This is a genomic window from Actinoplanes sp. NPDC048791 (genome assembly GCF_040650095.1).
In the GTDB taxonomy this organism is placed as follows: domain Bacteria; phylum Actinomycetota; class Actinomycetes; order Mycobacteriales; family Micromonosporaceae; genus Actinoplanes.
Genome location: NZ_JBEZGQ010000416.1, coordinates 1 through 548 on the forward strand (window position 1 = coordinate 1; position 548 = coordinate 548).

At 71.7% G+C, this 548-nt stretch carries 1 protein-coding gene; it reads left to right on the forward strand.

What is annotated here, in order from left to right:
* Positions 1–185: 185 nt before the first annotated feature.
* Positions 186–515, forward strand: a complete 330-nt coding sequence (locus tag AB0C29_RS26400; protein WP_360825232.1) for a TraR/DksA C4-type zinc finger protein — start codon at positions 186–188, stop codon at positions 513–515.
* Positions 516–548 lie beyond the last annotated feature (33 nt).

A 548-nucleotide genomic window follows, 5' to 3' on the forward strand; every position in this document is an offset into this window, starting at 1 on the left:
CGCCGCCCGAGCTGGCGCCGTTCGACCCGCTGCGCTGACCGGCGCGCCGGCGCACCGGCTGTCGAGCCCGGCGCGAACCGGCCGAGGCCCTCCCGCGGAGTCGTTGCATCCATGAACGACCACCAGGGCGAAGCCACGCAGCTTCGGCCCTTTTTTGTTGTCCCGCTTCTTCGAAAGGCAATCCCATGAGCATCGACCACCGGACCGTCGACCACAGCTGGCTCGCCGACCTGCGCGCATCCCTGTCGGCCGACTTCGCCACCCAGACCGCCCGGCTGCGAGAACTGACCGAGATCAACGCCGACACCGGCGACCCCGGCGAGGCCCACAACCGGGCCGAACTGCTGGTCGCCACCCGGCGCACCATCGAGCAGATCACCAGCGCCCTGCACCGGATCGCCGAGGGCACCTACGGCGTCTGCCAGAGGTGTGACCGCAACATCCCGGTGGAGCGGCTCGAGGTGCTCCCGCACGCGCGCTTCTGCGTGCCGTGCCAGGAAAGGGTCAACGGATGACGGAGGCGGGGGGGGGGGGGGGGCCCCGGCGCC